This window comes from Thermosediminibacter oceani DSM 16646, assembly GCF_000144645.1.
In the GTDB taxonomy this organism is placed as follows: domain Bacteria; phylum Bacillota; class Thermosediminibacteria; order Thermosediminibacterales; family Thermosediminibacteraceae; genus Thermosediminibacter; species Thermosediminibacter oceani.
On the sequence record NC_014377.1, the window covers coordinates 193,840 to 208,123 of the forward strand.

Sequence of the window (14,284 nt, forward strand, 5' to 3'; positions counted from 1 at the left end):
GAGGGGACTTTATTTGGAAGCTGTAATGGATGGCGTCAAAAGGGCACTGATCCTGCTTTTTACTCTAGACAAAGAGGTATACCAGATAACACTTTTTACGTTAAAGGTGACCGGGACCGCAACTCTCATCAGTGTCGTCCTGTCTTTACCGCTGGCCTTTTTAATCGCTTTAAAGGATTTTCCCGGCAAAAGGTTAATCATAAGCCTTGCTAACCTGGGAATGGGGCTCCCGCCGACGGTGGTGGGGCTCTGGGTCAGTCTCATGCTGTGGAGGAGCGGCCCTTTCGGCCGGCTTCGCCTTATATACACACCTAAAGCTATGATTATAGCCCAGGCCGTTATTGCGGCTCCGGTGATACTCGCTCTTTCTACAGCCGCCCTTCAGCAGTTGGATAAAAAATTAAGATGGCAGATCATGGCGCTGGGAGCTACCCCCATCCAGATGCTGTTTTTGATGATAAGGGAAGCCAGATACTCCCTGCTGGCAGCGGTGATGGCCGGGTTCGGGGCTGCCGTCTCCGAAGTTGGTGCTTCGATGATGGTAGGCGGCAATATAGCCGGTTACACCAGGGTGCTGACCACAGCTATAGTGCTGGAGACTGGAAAGGGCAATTTCGACGAAGCCCTGGCCCTCAGCTTTATCTTATTGCTGGTATCTTACCTGGGGACACTCTGGCTTACCCTTTTGCAGCAGCGGAGGCATAAAGATGTATATAATTGAGGGTTTCGATATCCAGGTGAGATTAAAAGATAAAGTGCTGCTGGACGTAAACCGGGTCCGGTTGAAGCGGGGAGAAGTCTTTGCGGTTATCGGCCCCAACGGTGCAGGAAAGAGCACTCTCCTGAGAGTGCTGGCCCTGCTTCAGTCCCCACATAAAGGAGAAATCTATTTTGCGGGGGAGAAAGTCAAACCCCGGGACGGAATAAGGCTCCGCCGCCGGATGGCAGTCGTTTTTCAGGAACCGCTGCTCCTTGATACTACTGTGATTGATAACGTAGCCGTGGGATTGAGGATACGGGGGATGCCGGCTAAAGCAGCGAGGGAAAAGGCCGAATATTGGCTTGAAAAATTTAAGGTGGGCAAGCTTTCGAACCGTTGGGTCGGGTCCCTTTCCGGGGGTGAGGCTAAACGGGTGAGCCTTGCCAGGGCCTTTGCCCTGGAGCCCGAGGTGCTTTTCCTGGATGAGCCTTTTGAGAACCTTGACGCCCCTCTTAGAGAAGCGCTGCTGGCCGACTTCTCCGAGGTGCTGAGAACCACCGGGATCACCACCTTTTTTGTGAGCCACAACCTGAGGGAAGTCGTATTGCTGGCCGACAGGGTTATGGCATTGATGGAGGGGAGAACCGTGCAGGAAGGTGCTCCGAGGGAATTGATAGATAATCCGGCCAATGAGGAACTCGCCCGTTTCGTAGGCGTCTGGAAAAGAATTATGCCGGGGTTCTTTTAAGACCCCGGCTTTTTCTTGTTTATAATTCCGGCATTTTTTGATAGTATACATATTAGGATGCCTACGGGCAAGAGCGGTATTGAGGGAAAGAGGTGACTCTTGTTTTTATGGGCGAACTTATGGATTTCTTTTTCAGAAACGGTCCGCTGGGGCTTTTCATAATCGCCTTTACTGAAGCTACTTTTTTTCCAATCCCTCCCGATGTGGTGCTGGTGTATATGGCCATGGTGCTTCCCTCGAAGGCCTATTATTATGCTTTAATTACCAGTATCGGCTCCACATTGGGCGGAGTCTTCGGTTATTTCCTGGGCGTTCGTTTCGGCAGGCCTTTACTGATGAGGTTTGTGAAGGACAGCAATTTCGACAGGATGGAGGACATGTTCCAGCGCTACGGCGCATGGGCGGTGGCTATAGCGGGATTTTCGGTGCTTCCCTATAAGGTTTTCACTATTGCAGCCGGAGTTTTTCGATTAGACCTGATGGCCTTTATCATAGCCTCCCTGCTGAGCAGGAGTGCCCTCTATTTCCTGGAAGCAGCGCTGGTTGTAATCATGGGTGAGAAAGCGCCCGGGTTAATCGATATGATCCTGGGTCCAGGATCCTTCGTGGTTATCGCCGCAACTGTCTTGGTTTACCTAGCCTATAAGAAATGGAGAAATAAAAAACATAAAGTATAATTTGCCAACTAGGGGATTGTAGTCGGTGAGTAATTGTTACAGCCAGTTTACAAGAATATTACATAATTATTACATTTATATTTTTACCCTAAGTTTACGAGCCTCCCTTCGTATTTATATACTGGAAAAACAATACCAGTAAAGGAAGGAGGCGTGTATTATGAAAAAACTAATTGCTGGGCTGCTCATGATAATGCTCGTGGTATCTTTGGCAGCTCCGGTGGCGCAAGCCAAACCCAAGCCCTGCTTTAAGGATGTGGACGAGAGGTTTGAGTGGGCCAGGTTTTCTATTGAAAAAATGTATGCAAAGGGGATCATAAAAGGTTTTCCCGGAGGTTGGTTCAAGCCGCAAGATAAGGTCACCCATCTTCAGGCCATAATAATGGCACTGAGGATAATGGGCTGGGAAGACGAAGTTAAGAAGATCAAGGTTCTGCCCAAAGATGTCAAAAATATTAAGATCTCCGGGAAAGATGGGTATTACTATGTAGCACTGGCTATAGAGAAAGGCCTTGTAAAGCCGGAAGAACTGAAAAACTTCCGTCCCAACGAACCTGCCAAGAGGTACGAGGTTGCAAAGTATATCGTCAGGGCCATAGGTAAGGAAGAAGAGGCAAAGCAACATATGACGGAAAAGCTCCCCTTCAAGGATGCCAAAGCGATCCCCAAAGATGCAGTAGGATACGTTTACGTCATGACCGAACTAGGGCTTATGAAGGGTTACCCGGGAAATGTATTCCAGCCCAATAAACCCGTTACCAGAGCCGAAATGGCGGTAATAATCAACAAGCTCAACGATCTGCTGGATGAAGATGATGACAAAAAAGAGATCCGCAGCTTAGTAGTTTCCATCGACGTTGAAGCACTGACCATAACCGTAAAAGAAGGGGATAAGACAGCTACTTACAATGTAAAGGAGGATGTTCCGGTTTACATCAATTATAAGTACGGCAGCCTCAGCTCGCTCGAGCCCGGCGATGAAGTAAAGCTGATATTCAACGACAAGCGGGAAGTTGTGTTCATCCAGGTGGTGAACAAAAAGGTGACTGCCACGGCGAAAGGCATATTAGTAGATGTGGATAAAAGTAAAAACACGGTGTCTTTATTCACCTACAGTGGTGAAGAGACAGGTTATGTGGGCATACTGAGAGAGAGCGATATAGAGGGGCGGCACCTGGAACTTGAGACCATAGATGATCGGTTCGTGCTGGTCGGAGAAACCGACGGTTTGAAAGACTATATTGGCAAAAAGATAGTGGTCTTAGGGGAAATTAATGACGGAGTATCCATATACATGAGAGGCCAGGTCCTCGATGTGGACGAATGGTTTGCGGTAACCGAAAAAAATACCATAACCTTTGACGTGACCGGTGGTACCTTGGTAGAAGTCGAAGGAAAACCGGCAAGCCTCTCGGACCTGGAAGAAGGGGTATATGCTGAAGTTAAAGCTCAGGGCGATACGGCGTTAAGTATAAAAGTAATAAAAGAATAGTATTCAGAAAAAGGAGATAAAAAGGGGTAAACAGGGGAAAGGGCGATCTATCGCCCTCTTTTTTTTTAAAAGCAGGAATCATTATATTTTTGTAGAATATAGAATATATAGAACAGGAAAAAAATGAAAGGAGCTGGAACCTGTGGGACCGGCTTTCCGAGCAAAAAACGCTCTGAACATTACCAGAGCCTTTGCCGCTCCGACGAAATTCACTGTATCCCAACGAAAATACGACTGGGTGTGGCCTTACATAGAGAAGATGGCGCTGATGGGGGTAATCGCGGGGAAAGGCAAGAATACCTTCGGCACCCGATGACCCGGTAAACGCGTCGAGTTTTCATTTATGATCACCGACTTCCCGAAGCCCCGTCGATAACGGTGTGGGCACATGGTAATATAGCCGTGGCAATAGATAAGCATCATATCCGGGGATGATTACATCGGTTTAAGGTCCGAAGACTTTAGCCTAAAAATAATAGGCTGCTATCTTCGCTATAAAAGGCCGCCAAGGTGCTTAACCAAAAACCTATAACGTGGGAAGCGATGTCCGGATATACAGGAAAGATCGGCTGGACACAATGGCCAAGAACGCGGTGTTTTCCAAACTGATGGGCGGTGATATGGTGACGCTGGTCATCACAGGAAGCGGGATTACCAAAATTGAATCCGAGGGCTCCGAACAGAAAGTCACTTGACTGTAAAGCATAAAGGAAATTCATTACAACGAACGATACGACGATTGTGAATGTGAAAGGTAGTGAAAAGGTAAGTACGAGCGGGATAATCGGTTTACAAAAAAGAGGGCGATGAGATCACCGCGGTCTTTTCTTTGCGGATGTAGTGATGGACCTGGTGGTTTTCTCTTGACCCGGGTCGCCGTAAAGGAGGGACTTTATGGGCTATAAAAGAAAGATCCTCGTAGTGGACGATCAGGAATGGGTTAGGAAGATGCTGTTGGAAGCCCTAGCAGTCTTGGGATACGAAGCTTTCGGTGCGTCCTCCGGCCCCGAAGCATTACAGCTGGCGGTGGAAAAGGAACCGGATCTGGCGGTTATAGACGTGTCGATCCCGGGCATGGATGGGCTTACCCTGCTTTCAAAATTCAGAGAGAAAGATTTAAAAATACCCGGAATACTGATTTCGGGTAACGGTGAAAAAAATTGTATCGAGAAAGCCTTGAAAGAAGGTGCTTTTGCTTACCTGGTAAAACCATTCGACATAGGAGACCTCGAAGGTTTAATAAAGCAGGCTCTGACATCTTAAGAATTGCACCGAGAGGAGAATCAGCATGTATTACGGTCAGAGTGAGCCAAATTCTGAACTGATAAGGGGTCAAAAGATATACGAGGATCTTTTCACCAACAAAGACTACAGTATTCCGGGGTATCCGGAACTCTTCATGAAGGAGGGGAATCACAGGATCGTGATAAAAATCCAAAACGAGGAGGACGAGGAGAATCACCACTCTTTCAATATTAATACCACCCTGGTTAAAAACGCGGACGGAACGGTCAGTGTTGTCATAACCTGTGAAGATGAAGACAATAGCGAGGGCGTCAGGGAAGATCTAAAAAGGAGACTGTCCTACCTGGAGAACCTTTCGGTAATAGGAGAGCTTGCCGCCAGTGCCGTCCACGAGATAAAAAACCCGCTGTTTTCCATAAGGGGTTTCCTACAGATAATCGACAACAGCTTTTCGGATGACGACAAGCGCAAGGAATATATAAGGATAATGATTTCTGAAATTGATAGGCTGGAAGGGCTGGTCAGGGATTTCCTGATGCTTGCCAAAACCCGGGCCAGGTCCAAAGGAAGTGTAATTGTGTGCGAACTTATTAGGGACATTGCCGAACTTTATAAAAACAGGATGGAAATGCAGAACATCAAATTCAGCCTCATGGCGGAAGACGAGTCGGTTTGCATACCCGGTAATCGAGAACAGCTGGAGCAGGTGTTTATAAATCTGATACAGAACGCTCTAGAAGCCATGGAAAACGGCGGCAATATTGAGGTCGTAGTCTACAGGAAAAACGAAAAACTGGTCATTGAAGTAAGGGATGAAGGAAAGGGAATAAGCCCCGAAATAGAGAAAAAGATATTCACTCCCTTTTTCACGAACAAGAAAAACGGGACGGGACTCGGTCTTTTCCTGTCCAAGAAGATCGTTGAAGAACACATGGGAAGGATTTACTTCAGGTCAACCGAAGGAAAAGGCACGGTATTTTTCCTGGAGTTTCCGCTGGTAAAAACCTAAAGATTAATCCCTGTTGATGCCTCGATACTGCTTGTGCTATAATATATTAAGTTAAACTTCTAAAATTTACCGCCCGGGTGAATAATTTTGCACTGCCTGTATATAATTGATGTATAGGAACTCATCGGAAATTATACCTTTTTTTCGGTTATTTTATCTAATTCCCCGATGTGCGGTGAATTTTTTTATTTTATGAGGAGGCGATAAGTTGCTAGCATCGGAACTGGAAAAAAAGACTATTGCCCAGCTTCACGAGATAGCTAGGGAAAAAAAGATCCCGGGCTATTATAAGTACAGGAAGAAGGAACTCATTATTAAAATAATGGAAGCCATGGCCGCCGAGTCGGGAGACAGTATAGCCGAAGGGGTTCTTGAGGTGCTGCCCGATGGCTACGGCTTTTTGAGGATAGAAAACTACCTGCCCTCCGATGAGGATATATACATCTCGCCCTCTCAGATCCGCCGCTTTCATCTGCGCACGGGGGACCTGATTTCGGGAAGGATAAGGCAGCCGAAAGAAGGAGAGAAGTACAGAGCCCTCCTGCAGGTCCACGCGGTAAACGGTCTCGATCCGGAACACGCCGTCAAGAGGTTTCACTTCGACTCACTGACGCCCATTTTCCCCCAGCCGAAACTCACTTTAGAGCACGATCCCGAGGAGCTTTCCACAAGGATAATCGACATCATTTCGCCTATCGGTAAAGGACAAAGAGCCCTCATAGTTTCCCCGCCCAAAGCCGGAAAGACGATGATGCTAAAAAAAATCGCCAACGCGCTAAGCAAAAACCACCCCGACCTGGAACTTATAGTGCTTCTCATAGACGAGCGTCCGGAGGAAGTAACCGATATGAGGCGTTCGGTGGATGGTGAGGTGGTGAGCTCCACTTTCGACGAACCGCCGGAAAATCACCTGCGCGTCGCCGATATGGTGCTTGAGCGCGCCCAGCGACTGGTGGAGAGCAAGAAAGACGTGGTGATATTGTTAGACAGCATCACGCGCCTTGCGAGGGCCAACAACCTGGTGGTGCCGCCGACCGGCAGGACGCTGTCCGGAGGTTTGGACCCCAGCGCGCTTCACAAGCCCAAGAGGTTCTTCGGCGCAGCGCGAAACATAGAAGAAGGCGGCAGCCTTACCATAATTGCCACCGCCCTCGTGGAAACGGGCAGCCGTATGGACGACGTGATTTACGAGGAGTTTAAAGGCACCGGTAACATGGAAATTCACCTTGACAGAAAACTGGCGGAGCGCCGGATTTACCCGGCCATAGACATAAAAAAATCGGGCACCCGCCGGGAGGAACTGCTGCTCTCAAAGGAAGAACTGGAGGCCGTGTGGGTGCTCAGAAAGGCCCTTGCTCCGCTGGATACCGTCGAGGCGGCCAGCACACTCATCAGCAGGTTGAAAAGGACAAAAACTAACCGGGAATTTCTTGAAAACCTGGCTGCCACATTAAACGAGTTACAGCTAACTTAGGGTATTCACTTCAAATAACCCTTTGCCTTCAGTTTTTCTATGTGCTGTCTTATCTTTTCATCCAGGTCTATCTGGTAATTCTCCTCAAGTACGAACATCATGGAAACCGCCACCTGAGCCACATCAAGGAGCTCTCTGGCCATCATGTCCACGACTTCCTTCTCGTCCATCTTTATGTTCTCACCGCTGCTTGCGCGGAATTTTCCAATGGCCTGGGCCAGCTCGCCGGCCTCCTCCATAAGCTTTAAGGCTGTCGATTCCAGCGTAGGGGTCAGCCCGTTGAGTCTGGGCAGGCTTATTACTTTAAAGTTGCTCTGTTTTTCGCAGGTCATAAGTTCACCTCTTCTTCAAGTTCTTGCCTCATCAGTTTTGAAGCCAGGAAGGTAAATAGTGCGGCGACCAGGAGGCGCGTTGTAAGAAGCAGGGCACCGTTTACACCGAGAGCTACAAAAATTGCTGTATCTTCAAAAACCGCATGGGCCGCCACGAGAAAGTAAGTAATCAGGTAAAGGTCTCTCCTGGGGAGCTGGTATTCTTTAGCCGACCGGAATATTACTCCCGCCCCGTAGGACAAACCTATTATAATTCCAATTATCAGAGGAAAGCCCGATTCCTTTCGCATACCAAACACCCGGACCAAAGGCGAAAAGAAATTGGCGATGCGGTCCAGCGCACCCAGGTCCTTTAGAAATTCCATGGCCACCATGATCGGTATAACTATGACGGCGATCTGTTTTATCGAGAGCAGAGAGCCCACTGTTGCTTCTTTAAGCACTTCGAACAAAAAAGGTCACCCTTTCAGAATATAAAGTTATAAGCTATTCCCGATAAGACCGCAAGACCTACCCTTACAGCAATTACGTTTACGGCCGAAAGGCCTATATTTTTTGCCAGAGCCGTTTCCACGGGTAGACTGTGACAAAAGGAAAGCATAATGGCAAGTACAGTGATTTCCTTTAGTGAAAGAGAAAGGGATAACATGGCGCCGATGGCCGCATACAGGTTGACCAAATTGCCTATAACCAGGACCAAAGCAGCTTCCCCGGGAAGGCCGAATATCCCCATGAGCGGGGCGAACAGTCGGGTAACGACTCCCAGAATAGGCGTATGTTTTAAAAAGGTCACGATAAAATATACCGGAATTAAAATTCTGGCAAGCTGCCAGGTCACTTCAATACCGGACTGCAAGCCGCGCCTCAGCGTATCGAGAGAAATGGAGCTCGATGGAGAACCCAAAATGATACCTCCTATCTCTTTGATTTTATAAAGATTATAACATACAAACGGAAGAAAACTCCATACTAAACGTTTCGCCGGTAACCCCGGATTTTGAACCACACGGACCCCATTTTCAACCGGTGAGAGAAAAGAATGGTACGAAAGGCCGCATTAAGATGTATAATAATATTTGAAAAATAAAAAATATAATTCCTCCCCGAAAAACATAAATATTAATTAAGGGATACCGACGTAAAAATCCTACATCCCTCCAGCGAACACTTTACAGTAAGGGGAGGTGATGGCGGGATCAAATTCGTTATTTTTACTTAATTTAATTTAAACAAACGGGAGGCGGACTCATGAATTCGCTGGTGCTTCTTATACTCGGCGCTGTGCTCTTTCTGATAGCTTACGCGACTTACGGCGCCTACCTTGCTAGGCAGTGGGGACTCGATCCCTCAAGGAAAACCCCTGCCCACGAGCTCTACGACGGAGTGGACTACGTGCCCGCAAACCGCTATGTGCTGCTGGGACACCACTTCGCGTCCATAGCCGGTGCAGGTCCCATAGCCGGGCCGATACAGGCTGCGATCTTCGGGTGGCTGCCGGTGTACCTGTGGATCGTACTGGGCAGCATATTTGTGGGAGGGGTTCACGACTTCGGCTCCCTGCTGGCTTCCATTAGGCACAGGGGTAAATCGATCGGTGAAATCATAGAGGCCAACATTGGAACCAGCGGGAAAAAACTCTTTAACATATTTGCGTGGCTGACTCTCATACTGGTAGTGGCCGCCTTCGCCAGCATAACAGCAGAGGCTTTCGCAGCCACGCCGGCGGCGGGAACCGCTTCGGTTCTATTTATATTTATAGCCATGCTTTTCGGCCAGCTGGTATACAGGAGAAACGCCGGACTTGCGGTATCCACCATAATAGGCGTGGCGCTCATCTTCCTGTCGGTGTGGATAGGCTATAGATACCCCTTTATGCAATTTGATAAAACTAGCTGGCAGTATATACTGCTGGTGTACATTTTCTTCGCCTCGGTACTTCCTGTCTGGCTCCTGCTTCAGCCCAGGGATTATCTGAATTCCTTCCTGCTTTACGCCATGCTGATAGGAGGCGCCATAGGAATAATCCTCATGCACCCCACCCTGCAGCTCAGTCCTTTCAAAGGATTTACAGTTTTAACCGGTGCCGGTGCCCAGTACCTTTTCCCGATGGTCTTTGTAACCGTAGCCTGCGGTGCCTGTTCCGGATTCCACTCACTGGTGGGTTCCGGGACTACGTCCAAGCAGCTCTCCAGTGAAAACGACGCCAGGTTCGTCGGATACGGCGCCATGCTCATAGAGGGCTTTCTGGCAATAGTAGCACTGATTTCTGTGGCCTACGTTTCCAAAGCCGAGGGCAGCCCGGCGGAAGTTTTCGCCAACGGCGTCGCCGAATTCATGACCTCTTTCGGCGTTCCGGCGGATTTCGGCAAAGTGTTCATAACCCTGGCTTTTACGGCCTTCGCGCTTACAAGCCTTGACACTGCCACAAGGCTCGCCAGGTATATATTCCAGGAATATTTTGAGACCGAAGACGGCAAGAGAAGTTTGCTCACCGATAAGTACGTGGCGACACTGATTACCATATTCGTAGCCTACCTGCTCGTGACATACGGATACCAGAAAATATGGCCCATATTCGGTTCGGCTAACCAGCTACTATCGGCGCTGGCGCTGCTTGCACTAACCGCCTGGTTTGTCAGGACCCGCAGGAATCCGGTTATGACCTTCATACCCATGATCTGGATGTTTGCCGTGACGCTGTCGGCTACCGTGCTCCTGATGAAGAATTTTTATGTTGCCCGAAATTACGTCCTGGTCGTCCTGGCGGCAGCCCTGTTCGTGCTCGCCATTATCCTCATGGCGGTAACATACACCACCCTTAAAGGGGCGAAAAAATCTGAGAAAGGCACCACTTTTAAAGCGGGATAAATCGTTCTTCAGCTGAAGAGGTGGATTTTGATCCACCTCCTTCTGTTTTTAAAAGATAGGAGGTGAATGTATTTTTTATGGATTCTGGGAAGTACCTGGAGATGTTGAGCAAGCGGCTGAAACCCTACTTCGACTTAGAGAAGAAACGAATAATTTCCGGCGAGAGAGCGGACCTCTTTGCGAGATGCCACGTGAAACACGTCAGGACTTTTTTGACGCCGAAGGACGTGATCGACTCCTACGAGACCAATGAATACTTTGTGGTTAAGATCTTTGAGGGGAAGTTAAAGGAAGAGGCATTATTTTTATTTGATACATTTTTGAAAGATATAATGAAAATATACGTTACGCCCGGGGACGGGCATATGTGCAGCATAATAAACGGGGTTATGGTGCTGGAGGAAGGGCTGGACGGAGAGGTTGAGAAAAAGATCCGAGGCTACTCCTATGAGAAGAGCTACCTTTTTTCGCTGAAAGGGTGGAGCCGCATCAATCTTGCAGCAGTGGACCTGAAAAGCGGCCGGATAATACCGAGCCGCGGCGCCAAAAAGCTCGAGAAGCTTTTAATGCCGGGATAAAGTATTAAATTGTAATTTTTGAAAAAATATGCCTTATATGATATATTTATATTGGACGGGCTTTTCGGGAGTTGAAGATCGATGGTCTATTCGATTCTGGCGGGACTCGCCGACAGGCTGGGGCTTTTTATCGTCATAGCCTACCTTCTTTCGAAAAACAGAGCTTTCAAAAATCTGATATTGAAGCACCGGGTATCGCTGCTGGATAAAATCCTGCTCTCAGCTGTATTCGGTGCTTTTGGCATACTGGGAACTTATATGGGAATCCCGGTCTACGGGGCTCTTGCCAACTCAAGAGCTGTGGGAGTTATAATTGGAGGGCTTCTCGGCGGTCCCCTTGTGGGAGTTTTGTCCGGGTTTGTAGCGGGCTTTCACCGGTGGGCCATAGATGTAGGCGGTTTTACGGCGCTGGCCTGCGGCCTCTCTACTTTCACCGAAGGAACCATAGCGGGGCTGCTGCACAGAAAATTGAACCACGGTAAAATATGCTGGAAGACGGCGTTATTCATCGGCATGGCCCTGGAGCTTTTACAGATGGTCATAATTCTGCTGGTGGCAAAGCCCTTTTCGGCGGCGCTGGCCCTGGTGAAGGTTATAGGGTTTCCGATGACCTCCGTCAACGCCATCGGCATCGCAATATTCATAATAATAGTTGAAAACATATTCCGGGAACAGGAAAGGGTAGGAGCTTACCAGGCTCAGCTGGCTCTCGATATAGCTTCGGAAACGCTGCCCTATTTAAGGCAGGGGCTGAGTGAGTTTTCGGCTTACAGGACCGCCAAGATCATATATGAGAAGGCGGACTACGATGCCGTTGCTATAACCGATAACAGGCAAATCCTAGCGCATATCGGTGTGGGCGAGGACCACCACAGGAACGGTCTGAAGGTGTTGACCCGGGCCACCCGAAGGGCGCTGGAAACCGGTGAATGCCAGATAGCCTCGAATAAAGAAGAGATAGAGTGTTCTAACGGTGAATGTCCTCTGAAGTCGGCTGTGATCGTGCCGCTCGTGGAAAAGGACCGGGTGATAGGCTGTCTGAAGCTGTACAGGACCAGGGACAACAGCATTACCAGCATCGATATCAGGCTGGCCCAGGGTCTTGCCCAGCTCTTCTCAACTCAGCTGGAACTTTCCAGGATGGAACACCAGGCCAGGCTGCTGGCAAAGGCGGAACTCAGAGCGCTGCAGTCCCAGATAAACCCCCATTTTCTTTTTAACGCTTTAAATACAATTGTTTCAATCTGCCGCAAGGATCCCGAACAGGCCAGGGCTCTCCTGATATATCTGGGCGAATTTTTCCGAAAGAACCTGAGTTCGGGCAGAGAACTGGTTCCTCTTGAGCAGGAGATAGAGCACGTCAAGGCGTACCTGGCTATCGAACAGGCTAGGTTCGGTGAGCGCTTGAAAGTGGTCTTTGAAATAGACCCGGTCACCGGCGTGATGGTGCCCCCGCTCATCCTGCAGCCTCTGGTTGAAAACGCCGTTAAACACGGCCTGCTTCCCAAAAAGGAAGGCGGCACGGTGATCATTAAGGCAAAAAACGTCACCGGTGGTATGGAGATAACCGTAGCCGATGACGGGATGGGTATGGACGAGGATACGTTGAAAGGCATACTTTTGCATAGAGTGTCATCAGACAGGATTGGCCTGTGCAACGTCAACGAGCGGCTGGAGAGCCTTTACGGCGAGGAGAGCCGGTTAAAGGTCTCGTCGAAGCCCATGCTGGGCACCGTGGTGAAATTCTTCATCCCGGCCGCCGCAGAGAACTGGAGGGAGGCTGATGGAGCTTACGGTGCTACTGGTAGATGACGAAAGCCCCGCCCGCGACGAACTCCGCTACCTTCTGGAAGCTTACCCGGAGATAAACGTGGTGGGCGAGGCCTCTTCGGGGCAGGAGGCCATCGACAAGATTATCGAGCTCAACCCCGATGTGGTCTTCCTTGATATAAAGCTCTGGGATATGGACGGCTTTGAGGTGGCCAGGCGGGTTTTTGAAAAGGGGAGAACTCCGTTTATAATATTCGCTACCGCTCACGACGAGTACGCGGTAAAGGCCTTCGAGGTAAACGCTCTGGATTACATACTGAAGCCCTTTTCCGCCGGCAGGCTGGAAAAGACAGTGCAGAAAATCATAGATATATTCAAAAACCAGAGAAAGAGAGAAGGAGTCCTGAGGATTTCCGAGTATCTCGGGATGAGAGAAAAGCCTTCGTGCAACAAGTTATCCTTTTGGAAGAACGAAAGGATATACCTTATATGCCCTGAAGATATATGCTACTGCGTAGCCGTTGAAAAGGGAAGCATAGTAAAGGCAAAACAGGGCGAATTCAACACCACCTCTACCCTTTCCGAACTGGAGAAAAAAATAAACAGCCCGAATTTTTTCAGGACCCACAAGAGTTATCTCGTGAACCTGGACAGGGTCAAGGAGATAATACCCTGGTTTAACGGTACGTTTATCCTTTCCATTCAGGGATATGAAAAAGATGAAGTGCCTGTAAGCCGCCGCCAGGCCAGGATACTCAGAAGACTGTTTGATATATAGCCGGGAACGCTGTTGGATGCGCGACGCTGCCTTGCGGTTACTTTTTCCTCGAAGCGCTGTCGGCAGAGAACGTTATCAGCAAAAAATTTTAAAAACCCTTTGCATAACCCCCACCCGATGTGGTAAAATATACAAAGAAATTTAGTAGAGGAGGTATTTTCCTTGAAGCTCTATGTTGATCAAGACCTCTGTATAAGCTGCGGACTCTGCATTGATGCTTGTCCGTCCGTTTTCAGCTGGAATGATGAAGGAAAATCTGTGGCCATCGATGGCGAAGTTCCAGCCGATGCTGAAAACGAGGCGAGAGAAGCTTTAGAAAACTGCCCAACAGAAGCTATCAAAGAGGCGTAATAGATAATAAAAAAACCAGGCCCAAGCGGGTCTGGTTTTTTTATTGGGAAAACTTTTGTAAATCGAGGTTGAAACTATATAGTTTCGACATAAGGGATAGCCTATTCGATTATCGCAATCTTACTGATGAGCCGGTACGACAAAGGGGGATAAATAGTAATAACATGCCGAAAGGTTATAACACATTCTTACATATTTCCCGGGTAATATTAGATAATTCGACCAAATATTTTTCTTTTTGTGGTCAAACGTGAAACAAAAA

General features: G+C 48.5%; 16 protein-coding genes. 13 read left to right on the forward strand and 3 right to left on the reverse strand.

The annotated features are described in order from the left end of the window. The first annotated feature begins 13 nt into the window (after nucleotides 1-13). The 8 genes from TOCE_RS01025 (at nucleotide 14) to rho (ending at nucleotide 7,345) form a co-directional block, all read left to right on the forward strand. Nucleotides 14-721 (forward strand): ABC transporter permease, encoded by a 708-nt coding sequence (locus TOCE_RS01025; protein WP_013275033.1) that lies wholly within the window; start codon nucleotides 14-16, stop codon nucleotides 719-721. Continuing rightward, the gene (locus TOCE_RS01030; protein ID WP_013275034.1) at nucleotides 708-1,448 is read left to right on the forward strand and encodes an ABC transporter ATP-binding protein; all 741 of its coding nucleotides are present in this window, start codon (nucleotides 708-710) and stop codon (nucleotides 1,446-1,448) included. Before TOCE_RS01025 ends, TOCE_RS01030 begins: the two co-directional genes overlap by 14 nt. A gap of 92 nt (nucleotides 1,449-1,540) precedes the next feature. Then, nucleotides 1,541-2,125: a YqaA family protein gene (locus TOCE_RS01035; protein WP_013275035.1), complete on the forward strand. Its 585-nt coding sequence runs from the start codon at nucleotides 1,541-1,543 to the stop codon at nucleotides 2,123-2,125. Nucleotides 2,126-2,285: 160 nt separating this feature from the next. Beyond that, a complete protein-coding gene (locus TOCE_RS01040; RefSeq protein ID WP_013275036.1) occupies nucleotides 2,286-3,617 on the forward strand; it encodes an S-layer homology domain-containing protein in 1,332 nt (443 codons plus the stop codon). Between the two features lie 142 nt (nucleotides 3,618-3,759). Beyond that, the gene (locus TOCE_RS12025) at nucleotides 3,760-3,933 is read left to right on the forward strand and encodes an S-layer homology domain-containing protein (RefSeq protein WP_013275037.1); all 174 of its coding nucleotides are present in this window, start codon (nucleotides 3,760-3,762) and stop codon (nucleotides 3,931-3,933) included. A gap of 578 nt (nucleotides 3,934-4,511) precedes the next feature. Further along, the gene (locus tag TOCE_RS01045; protein ID WP_013275038.1) at nucleotides 4,512-4,880 is read left to right on the forward strand and encodes a response regulator; all 369 of its coding nucleotides are present in this window, start codon (nucleotides 4,512-4,514) and stop codon (nucleotides 4,878-4,880) included. 25 nt (nucleotides 4,881-4,905) lie between these two features. After that, nucleotides 4,906-5,871 carry a two-component system sensor histidine kinase NtrB gene (locus TOCE_RS01050; RefSeq protein WP_013275039.1) on the forward strand — a complete coding sequence of 322 codons (966 nt, stop codon included), beginning with the start codon at nucleotides 4,906-4,908 and terminating at the stop codon, nucleotides 5,869-5,871. A gap of 208 nt (nucleotides 5,872-6,079) precedes the next feature. After that, nucleotides 6,080-7,345, forward strand: coding sequence for a transcription termination factor Rho (rho, locus tag TOCE_RS01055; RefSeq protein WP_013275040.1), 1,266 nt, complete (start codon nucleotides 6,080-6,082; stop codon nucleotides 7,343-7,345). A gap of 5 nt (nucleotides 7,346-7,350) precedes the next feature. Here rho and TOCE_RS01060 read toward each other — a convergent pair whose 3' ends face one another. From TOCE_RS01060 to TOCE_RS01070, 3 genes are read right to left on the reverse strand one after another with little or no spacing between them, the layout of a single operon-like run. Next, nucleotides 7,351-7,677, reverse strand: coding sequence for a MazG-like family protein (locus tag TOCE_RS01060; RefSeq protein ID WP_013275041.1), 327 nt, complete (start codon nucleotides 7,675-7,677; stop codon nucleotides 7,351-7,353). Continuing rightward, complete coding sequence (locus TOCE_RS01065; RefSeq protein WP_245523157.1) at nucleotides 7,674-8,120, reverse strand: nucleoside recognition domain-containing protein; 447 nt, start codon at nucleotides 8,118-8,120, stop codon at nucleotides 7,674-7,676. Before TOCE_RS01065 ends, TOCE_RS01060 begins: the two co-directional genes overlap by 4 nt. Before the next feature lie 23 nt (nucleotides 8,121-8,143). Continuing rightward, on the reverse strand, nucleotides 8,144-8,581 hold the full coding sequence (locus TOCE_RS01070) for a nucleoside recognition domain-containing protein (protein WP_013275043.1): 438 nt from the start codon (nucleotides 8,579-8,581) through the stop codon (nucleotides 8,144-8,146). A gap of 344 nt (nucleotides 8,582-8,925) precedes the next feature. Here TOCE_RS01070 and TOCE_RS01075 point away from each other — a divergent pair, with 344 nt between their 5' ends. From TOCE_RS01075 to TOCE_RS01095, 5 genes are all read left to right on the forward strand, one after another. Beyond that, complete coding sequence (locus TOCE_RS01075; protein WP_013275044.1) at nucleotides 8,926-10,545, forward strand: carbon starvation CstA family protein; 1,620 nt, start codon at nucleotides 8,926-8,928, stop codon at nucleotides 10,543-10,545. A gap of 77 nt (nucleotides 10,546-10,622) precedes the next feature. Further along, complete coding sequence (locus TOCE_RS01080; protein ID WP_013275045.1) at nucleotides 10,623-11,123, forward strand: DUF8052 family protein; 501 nt, start codon at nucleotides 10,623-10,625, stop codon at nucleotides 11,121-11,123. Between the two features lie 81 nt (nucleotides 11,124-11,204). Further along, nucleotides 11,205-12,935: a sensor histidine kinase gene (locus TOCE_RS01085; RefSeq protein ID WP_013275046.1), complete on the forward strand. Its 1,731-nt coding sequence runs from the start codon at nucleotides 11,205-11,207 to the stop codon at nucleotides 12,933-12,935. Beyond that, entirely contained in the window at nucleotides 12,907-13,671 is a 765-nt protein-coding gene (locus TOCE_RS01090) for a LytR/AlgR family response regulator transcription factor (RefSeq protein WP_013275047.1), read from the forward strand. Before TOCE_RS01085 ends, TOCE_RS01090 begins: the two co-directional genes overlap by 29 nt. Nucleotides 13,672-13,833: 162 nt before the next feature. Then, the gene (locus TOCE_RS01095; RefSeq protein ID WP_013275048.1) at nucleotides 13,834-14,022 is read left to right on the forward strand and encodes a ferredoxin; all 189 of its coding nucleotides are present in this window, start codon (nucleotides 13,834-13,836) and stop codon (nucleotides 14,020-14,022) included. The last annotated feature ends 262 nt before the right edge of the window (nucleotides 14,023-14,284 follow it).